This is a genomic window from uncultured Rhodococcus sp. (genome assembly GCF_963525155.1).
GTDB classification, from domain to species: domain Bacteria; phylum Actinomycetota; class Actinomycetes; order Mycobacteriales; family Mycobacteriaceae; genus Rhodococcus_F; species Rhodococcus_F qingshengii.
This window is the reverse complement of record NZ_CAURKP010000205.1, coordinates 1-8,543: the sequence shown is the minus strand read 5'-3', so window position 1 is coordinate 8,543 and position 8,543 is coordinate 1. Positions and strand designations below refer to the sequence as shown.

The 8,543-nt window shown below is 61.7% G+C and carries 6 protein-coding genes; 4 read left to right on the top strand and 2 right to left on the bottom strand.

Annotation, left to right across the window (positions count from 1 at the left end):
- Positions 1 to 2,620 (bottom strand): DNA polymerase I (polA, locus tag RWT78_RS25660; protein WP_314681803.1); only part of this gene is annotated, 2,620 nt, incomplete at its 3' end.
- Between the two features lie 302 nt (positions 2,621 to 2,922).
- Here polA and RWT78_RS25655 point away from each other — a divergent pair.
- From RWT78_RS25655 to RWT78_RS25640, 4 genes are read left to right on the top strand one after another with little or no spacing between them, the layout of a single operon-like run.
- A complete protein-coding gene (locus RWT78_RS25655) occupies positions 2,923 to 4,233 on the top strand; it encodes a branched-chain amino acid ABC transporter permease (RefSeq protein WP_218960277.1) in 1,311 nt (436 codons plus the stop codon).
- A 5-nt stretch (positions 4,234 to 4,238) separates the two neighbouring features.
- Complete coding sequence (locus tag RWT78_RS25650) at positions 4,239 to 5,228, top strand: branched-chain amino acid ABC transporter permease (RefSeq protein WP_003944088.1); 990 nt, start codon at positions 4,239 to 4,241, stop codon at positions 5,226 to 5,228.
- Positions 5,221 to 6,249: an ABC transporter ATP-binding protein gene (locus RWT78_RS25645; RefSeq protein WP_003944093.1), complete on the top strand. Its 1,029-nt coding sequence runs from the start codon at positions 5,221 to 5,223 to the stop codon at positions 6,247 to 6,249. The genes RWT78_RS25650 and RWT78_RS25645 overlap by 8 nt, the downstream gene beginning before the upstream one ends.
- Positions 6,246 to 7,052 carry an ABC transporter ATP-binding protein gene (locus tag RWT78_RS25640; protein WP_003944041.1) on the top strand — a complete coding sequence of 269 codons (807 nt, stop codon included), beginning with the start codon at positions 6,246 to 6,248 and terminating at the stop codon, positions 7,050 to 7,052. Before RWT78_RS25645 ends, RWT78_RS25640 begins: the two co-directional genes overlap by 4 nt.
- A gap of 71 nt (positions 7,053 to 7,123) precedes the next feature.
- Here RWT78_RS25640 and RWT78_RS25635 read toward each other — a convergent pair whose 3' ends face one another.
- Entirely contained in the window at positions 7,124 to 8,455 is a 1,332-nt protein-coding gene (locus RWT78_RS25635; protein ID WP_003944031.1) for an ABC transporter substrate-binding protein, read from the bottom strand.
- Positions 8,456 to 8,543: the final 88 nt, after the last annotated feature.

Genomic DNA, 8,543 nt, shown 5'->3' with positions numbered 1-8,543 from the left:
CTTCGAGCACCAATTCGTCGTGCACCTGCAACAGCATGCGCGACTTCAATCCGGCGTCGGCGAGAGCCTTCTGCACATTGATCATCGCCACCTTGATGATGTCGGCCGCAGTGCCCTGGATCGGCGCATTGAGGGCAGCACGTTCGGCAACCTCACGACGCTGACGGTTGTCGCTGTTGAGGTCCGGCAGGTAGCGACGACGACCGTAGAGCGTCGAGGTGTAGCCGTCCTTACGTGCCTGCTCGACCACCGCGTGGAGGTAATCCCGCACGCCGCCGAAACGAGCGAAGTACGCATCCATCTGCTGCTTCGCTTCTTCGGTCGAAATCTTCAGCTGCGACGCCAATCCGTAGGCACTGAGCCCGTAGGCCAGACCGTACGACATCGCCTTGACCCGGCGACGCAGTTCGGGAGTCACCTCTTCGATCGGTACACCGAATGCACGCGAGCCGACAAAACTGTGCAGGTCCTCACCGGTGTTGAATGCCTCGATCAGCCCCTCGTCGCCTGACACGTGCGCCATGATGCGCATTTCGATCTGGCTGTAGTCGGCAGTGAGCAGAACGTCGAACCCTTGCCCGACTACGAATCCGTCGCGAATCTCGCGCCCCGCGTCGTTTCGCACCGGGATGTTCTGCAAGTTCGGATCGGTCGACGACAGGCGTCCGGTCGCGGCAACCGTCTGATTGAACGTCGTGTGAATGCGTCCGTCTTCGGCTACGGCCTTGAGAAGACCGTCGACGGTCACCTTCATACGCGTCGCATCACGATGCGCGAGAAGGTGTTCGAGGAACGGGTGTCCTGTCTTGTCGAACAGACCCTGCAACGCCTCGGCGTCGGTGGTGTAGCCCGTCTTCGTCTTCTTCGTCTTGGGCATGTCGAGTTCTTCGAACAAGACCACCTGCAGTTGCTTCGGCGAACCCAGGTTGATCTGCTTGTCGATCACCTCGTAGGCGGAGTTTGCGGCGTCGGCGACCTGGGAGGCGAAACGGCTCTGAAGATCGTGCAGATGCGCGCTGTCGACGGCGATGCCGGTGGCCTCGATCTGAGCGAGCTCGATCGTCAACGGCAGTTCCATGTCGGAGAGGAGCGACTTGGACTCGATCGACTCCAACTCGGTGTCGAGTGCAGCTGCCAAGTCGAGAACGGCCTGAGCGCTGAGCATCGCGGTCTCGGCCGCTTCGGCATCGAGCTGCTCGGTGTCGTCGAGCAGTGAAAGCTGTTCCTGGCCGGATGTTTCGGCGCGCAGTTCACGCTTGAGGTAGCGGAGCGAGAGGTCGTCGAGATTGAAGCTGCGCTGGCCCGGCCGGACGAGGTACGCGGCCAGAGCAGTGTCGCTGGTCAGTCCACCGAGCGTCCAACCACGCCCACGCAGAGCATGGATCGCCCACTTGGCTTCGTGCAGCGCCTTCGGCTGCGATGCGTCGGCGAGCCAATCACCGAGAGCTGCTTCGTCTTCCGGTGTTGCCGTCGACGCCGCGATGTATGCACATTCACCGTCGGAGGCCGCGATCGCGAGTGCAGTGACGTCGCCGGCGAACGGAGTTCTGGTTCCGAGCACCGTCACGCCGTGACGCTCACCGGTTCGCGCGTGGGCGTCGAGCCACGCGGCAACCGCACCCGGGGCGAGTGCGTCGCCGCTGACCTCGAACCCTTCCTCTGCTTCGGGTTCGGACGACGACAGGGTCGCGAACAGTCGATCGCGGAGAACCTTGAACTCGAGATCGTCGAACAACGCATGAATCTTCTCGCGGTCCCACGGGGCCAACACCAACTGCTCGGGCGTGTACGGCAACGGAACGTCGCGAACCATCTCGGTGAGCTGACGATTGAGCAGGACGTTTGCAAGGTTCTCGCGTAGCGAGTCGCCTACCTTGCCGCGGACCTTGTCCACGTTGTCTACCAGTCCCTGCAGGTCGCCGTACTCACGGATCCACTTGGTGGCGGTCTTCTCGCCGACGCCGGGGATGCCGGGGAGGTTGTCACTCGGGTCGCCGCGCAGGGCAGCAAAATCCGGATACTGCGACGGGCTGAGGCTGTACTTCTCCTCTACGGCCGTCGGCGTGAATCGGGTGAGCTCCGAGACACCCTTCTTCGGGTAGAGCACAGTGACGTTGTCGGTCACCAGTTGCAGCGAGTCACGGTCACCGGTCACGACGAGAACCCGGTATCCGAGTGCCTCCGCCTGCGTGGTCAAGGTGGCGATCACGTCGTCGGCTTCGAAACCTTCCTCGGCCATGACCGGGATGCCCAGCGCGCCGAGAACGTCCTTGGTGATGTCGATCTGGCCCTTGAATTCGTCCGGAGCCTTCGCGCGCTGCGCCTTGTATTCGGGGAACAGGTCGGCGCGAAACGTCTGACGCGACACGTCGAAGGCCGCGGCCAGGTGGGTGGGCTGCTCGTCACGAAGAAGGTTGATCAACATCGACGTGAAGCCGTACACCGCGTTGGTGGCCTGCCCACTGTGTGTCTTGAAGTTCTCTGCAGGCAGCGCGTAGAAGGCGCGAAACGCCAACGAATGCCCGTCGAGAAGCATCAGAAGAGGGCGATCGTCCGCCTTGCCGGTGGTGCCGGCTGGAGCGGTGGACGTGCTGGACCGAGTTGTGGTTGCGGGGCTCACGGTTCATCAGTCTAGGGATCGCGACCGACATCGACGCCTTCGCCGTTGTTTACGCAGGAACAGACACAAGAATCGGACAATTGATGCAGCCTTCGGCCTTCGATACGGAACCGAAACATCCCGGAAATCTCAGAACCCCATCTGAAGCGAACGGAGCCGTTAGAGTCCGGAAATCGCAGCAGCGAAACAATCCCTCTGCTGCGCGGCACTTTGTCCAGACGCGCTATTCCCGACCCGCTCGGAGGACGTACGTGGCCCCACCCGTAGTGAAACGGCAGACCCTCGCGACACTCAGCCGACTACTGGCCTTTGCATTACTGACGTTCTTCGCATTACTCAGCCTGGCCGGAACTGCTTCGGCTCAGGAACCGACCAGTTCCCCTACACCGCCGACCCCGACAGCATCCGCAACACCGACAGCACCGGTTCCCGACAACGCTGTCCCCGTCAGCGGCAATCTCAACAACGGCGGCACACGCCTCGAGGGCGTCACCGTCCGTGCGCTCGATTCTTCCGGCACGGAAGTCGCCACCGGAGAATCGGCATCGAACGGCCGTTGGGAACTGGCCGTGGCACCGGGCACCTACACCTTCGAGATCGTTGCCGACACACTTCCCGACGGGGTCAGTGTGCAAGCCGCTGTCGAACGCGAGGTGGTGGCCGGCCGCGCGAACACCGTGATCTTCTCGTTCGGCGAGGTACGTACCGCCTCGAATGTCAGCTTCGGCGAGAAGCTGATCCGCACGACGGTCGACGGTCTGCGGTTCGGCCTCGTGATCGCGATCGCCGGTGTGGGTTTGAGCCTGATCTACGGCACCACTGGCCTGACCAACTTCGCTCACGGCGAGATGGTGACGTTGGGAGCCGTTGCTGCCTGGGTGATCAACACGTCCTTCGGCGTTCCGCTGATTCCCGCCACGATCCTCGCGATCTTCGTCGGCATCGGCATCGGCCTGCTGACCAACGGAATCGTCTGGAAACCACTGCGTAAGCGCAAGACCGGGTTGATCGCGCAATTGGTGGTCTCGATCGGTCTCGCGATTTCATTGCGCTACTTGATCCTGATCTTCTTCTCCGACCGCGCCGAACCGTTCGACGACTACCAGGGCCAGGTCGAGAAGAACTGGGGCCCGATCGCACTGACCGACGCCAACGCGATAGTCATGATCGTCAGTCTGGTCGTCCTGGTCGGCGTCGCACTGCTTCTGCAGAAGACTCGCATCGGAAAGGCCATGCGTGCCGTCTCCGACAATCGTGACCTCGCCGCTTCGTCCGGTATCAACGTCGAGCGCGTGATCATGTTCGTCTGGGGTCTCGGCGGCGGATTGGCCGCCCTCGGCGGTGTGCTGTTCGGTATCTCCGAGCTCGGCGGACGCGTCCAGTGGGAAATGGGCTTCAAACTGTTGCTGCTCATGTTCGCCGGAATCACCCTCGGTGGTCTGGGAACCGCGTACGGGGCGCTACTCGGCTGCGTCATCGTGGGACTTCTGGTCCAACTCTCGACGCTCATCATCAACCCAGACCTCAAATACATCGGCGGACTTCTCGTCTTGATCGTGATCCTCGTGGTTCGCCCCCAGGGCATCCTCGGATCCAGACAAAGGATCGGGTGACGAATATGGACATCATGGGAGCTTTCCAGGTTTCTTTCGCCCAGCTGATCGGGCCGTCGGCAATCTTCTACGCACTGTTGGCAATCGGGTTGAACCTGCACTTCGGCTACGCCGGACTGCTCAATTTCGGTCAGATCGGTTTTGCCCTTCTCGGCGGCTACGGCGTCGGCATCATGACCGTGACCTACGACCAGCCGCTCTGGCTCGGCATCCTCGTCGGACTCACCGCAGCCGGCCTCCTCGCGCTCGTGCTCGGTATCCCGACGCTGCGTCTGCGCGCCGACTATCTCGCCATCGTGACCATCGCCGCTTCGGAGATCCTGCGTCTGATCTTCCGCTCGACCGCGTCGGATTCGGTGACCGGTTCCACCAATGGCCTGTTCGGTTTCGCAGACCCGTTCACCGCACTGAGCCCCTTCGACTCGGCCAAGCAGTACTCATTTCTCGGCGTGAAGTTCTACGGAGACGACCTCTGGTCGATGGTCGTGGGGTGGACGCTGGTCTTGATCTTGTGCGGATTTGTCTACCTGTTGACGCACAGTCCGTGGGGGCGCGTCCTCAAGGCGGTTCGCGAAGACGAGGACGCAGCGCGATCGTTGGGCAAGAACGTCTTCGTGTACAAGATGCAGGCGCTGGTTCTCGGCGGCGTGATCGGTGGTCTGGCCGGTGTGTTCAACGCTTTGCAGACCAAGTCCATCAACCCGGACTTCTACTCGACCGCGCAGACGTTCTTCGCGTTCGGCGCACTGATTCTGGGCGGGGCGGCAACGGTGTTCGGCCCGGTGGTCGGCGCGATGTTGTTCTGGTTCCTCCTGGCCATTCCCGACGCCTTGTTGCGTCAGGCGATCTCCGGCGAAAATCCGCTGCTCTCGCTGACCGAACAACAGGTCGGAGCCACCAGGTACGTCCTGCTCGGATTGATGATTGCTCTCCTGATGGTCTTCAGACCGCAGGGAATACTGGGTAACAAGCGGGAGGTGCAACTCAATGCTTGACGCCGATACCAGAGCACAGATCTTTGCCGACGTTCCTCACCTTCCCGGATCGGCGAAACCCGACCCGGTGTTGGTCGCTGACAATGTCTCGCGGACGTTCGGCGGTCTCAAGGCCGTCGACGTCGATCACCTCGAAATTCAACGAGGGTGCATCACGGGTCTGATCGGTCCCAACGGTGCCGGAAAAACGACGCTCTTCAACCTCCTTACCGGATTCGACCGGCCGGACACCGGTACGTGGTCGATGGACGGTCAATCGCTGGGCCGCATGTATCCCCACCAGGTAGCCAGGAAAGGAGTGGTACGGACGTTCCAGTTGACCAAGGCGCTCTCCAAACTCACCGTGCTGGACAACGTACGTCTCGGTGCCACCGGCCAACGTGGTGAACGCATTTTTGCATCTCTCGTCCCGTGGATCTGGAAAGGCCAGGAACGCGAGATCACCGATCGCGCCAACGAACTCCTCGCACGATTCAAACTCGACACCAAGGCCGACGACCTCGCCGGTTCACTCTCCGGTGGGCAGCGCAAACTGCTCGAAATGGCTCGCGCACTCATGACCTCGCCCTCGGTGGTGATGCTCGACGAACCGATGGCTGGGGTCAATCCTGCTCTGACGCAAAGCCTGCTCGGACACATCAAGTCATTGCGCGACGACGGAATGACCGTCGTGTTCGTCGAGCACGACATGGACGTGATCCGAGATATCAGCGATTGGGTGGTGGTCATGGCGCAGGGCAGCGTCATCGCCGAATCCACCCCGGACGAACTCTCGTCCAACACAGCCGTCGTCGACGCATATCTGGGCAGCCACCATGACCAGGCTCTCGAGTTCGACGACAACGGAAATCCGGTGGGCGAGACGGCCGTTCTGGCCGCCGCCCTGGCTGAAGCCGAGGTCGAAACCCTCGAGACGGGCGGGGACCTGTCGGAACCCGACATCGACAACCTTCCGGCCGATCTCGCCGCGACGCTGGAATCGAGTCCCGAGGAACCGCGCGGAAGGCACGAGAAGCCATGAGCGAGAACAAAGCACGAGCACTCACGCCTGCAGAGTTCGCCGCGACGGCCGAGGAGCATCAGCGACTGTCGGCAGGTGCCCTGCTCCGCGCCGACAGCCTCGTCGCGGGCTACATTCCCGGCGTCAACATCCTGCGTGAATGCAACTTCTTCCTGAAGGAAGGGGAAATCGTCGGGATCATCGGACCGAACGGCGCAGGCAAATCGACACTCCTGAAATCACTGTTCGGACTGATACCGGTACGCGAAGGGTCGGTCACCTTACGCGAGGACAACATCACGTCTGCGCCCGCTCACGTCCTCGTTCAGAAGGGAGTCGGGTACGTCCCTCAGACACAGAACGTCTTTCAGACTCTGACCATCGAAGAAAACCTCGAAATGGGCATTTATCTGCGGCCCAAGGCATTCGCGGAACGATTCGCCTTCGTGAGTGAACTGTTCCCTCTTCTGAGTGAACGACGAAAGGTGAAGGCCGGCGCACTCTCCGGCGGCGAACGCCAGATGGTCGCGATGGGCCGGGCCCTGATGATGGATCCGTCGGTGCTGCTGCTCGACGAACCGTCCGCGGGCCTGTCCCCCATGTTCCAGGACGAGGTGTTCATCCGCTGCAAGAAGATCAATGCTGCGGGTGTCTCGGTCATCATGGTCGAGCAGAACGCGCGCCGCTGCCTTCAGATCTGCGACCGCGGCTACGTACTCGATCAGGGTAAGAACGCGTACACCGACACCGGCGCCAATCTGATGAACGACCCCAAAGTGATCGAGCTGTACTTGGGAACGCTCGCCGGAAGCAAAGAGAAGTAGGACAGACACGAGAATGGGCCAGGGTCGCGAGACCCTGGCCCATTCTCGTTGGCTGCTTACTTGCCCACGACTTACTTGCCCACCACCACGAATCCTTCTGTGGTCAGGGTGTTCTCAGGGCCGAACTTGAGCTTTCCGTACGAACCGATGGACGGCTCCCCCGAATCGTTGAAGTCCAACTCACCGGTGATGCCGTCGTAGTCGATGTCGGTTCCCGCCTTCACCAACGGCAGGCACTCGACGTAGGACGTGCACTTGGTGCCGCCTTCGGTGACGCTGTTGATGTTGGCCGCGATGTCGGTACCGGCCGTCGACTTCGCCTGCTCGGCAGCGAGCGCTGAGATCACCACCGCGTCGTATGACTCTCCGGCGTAGTTGAAGTCGATCAGAGAGGGGTTCACAGCCTTCAGACGATCCTGGAAGGCAGCTCCGACGTCCGTCAGGGGCGTCGTTCCCTGCATGGTGTCGAGCAACGGCTTCGCCACGGATTCGCCGAGAGCGTTGCCCATGTTGCCGTCGACGCCGTACATCGCCATTCCGTCCGACGGGCCGATGCCCACTTCGTGCATGCGCGTGATGATCTTCGCCGACTCTTCGAAGCCCACCAGTGCCACTGCATCCGGATTGAAGTTCTTGACTTGATCGACTTCCGAGTTGAACGACTGCGCGTTCGGGTCGTAGATGATCTTCTCGATCTGATCGGAGGGGACACCCGAATCGATCAGATTCTTTTCGATGTTGTCCGCCAGACCCGTCCCGTACGGGTCGTTGAGGGCCATGATCGCTACGCGCTGACCACCGTCGTCCGAAATGAGCTGTGCGACGGCCTGAGCCTGTAGTACGTCCGTCGGAGCGGTGCGGAAGTACATGCCCTTGTCGGGGTAGCAGACGAATTGGTCCGAGGTGTTGGCAGGCGAGAACATCACGACGCCTGCGCTGGCGATCTTGTCGATCACCTTGAGCGAGACCGAGGACGACGCGGCGCCGACGATGACCTGAGTGCCTGCAGCCAATTCGCGGTCAACGGTGGTGTTGGCGGTGTCCGTTGTGGTGTCACCCGAATCGCCGGGAATCAGCTGGACCGGTTGGCCGAGAACGCCTCCGGCTGCATTGACGTCGTTGACTCCCAGCTGGGTGCCCGCGACCATCGGCGGCCCGAGGAACGACAAGCTGCCTGTATCGGGAAGAAGCGTGCCGATGCGCAGCGCTTCCGTGGACGGGGTGGCGCCGGCCTTGGCCTGCTCCGGGGTGCAATCAGTCGTGACGGATGTCGTCGCGGCAGAAGCGCCGGACGTAGAGCCACTCGAAGACGAGTCATCCGACTTGTCCGAGCTACAGCCTGCAAGTGCCAGTGATGCCGCGCCGAGAACTGCAGCAGTACGCACAAGTGTTCGTCTAGCCATCCCACGCTCCTAAGATCAGCCGGTGCGCGCGCCACCCCAACAGGCGCTCGCTGTGGGTTCAGACGCTAGACCATGGTACCGGTTCGCG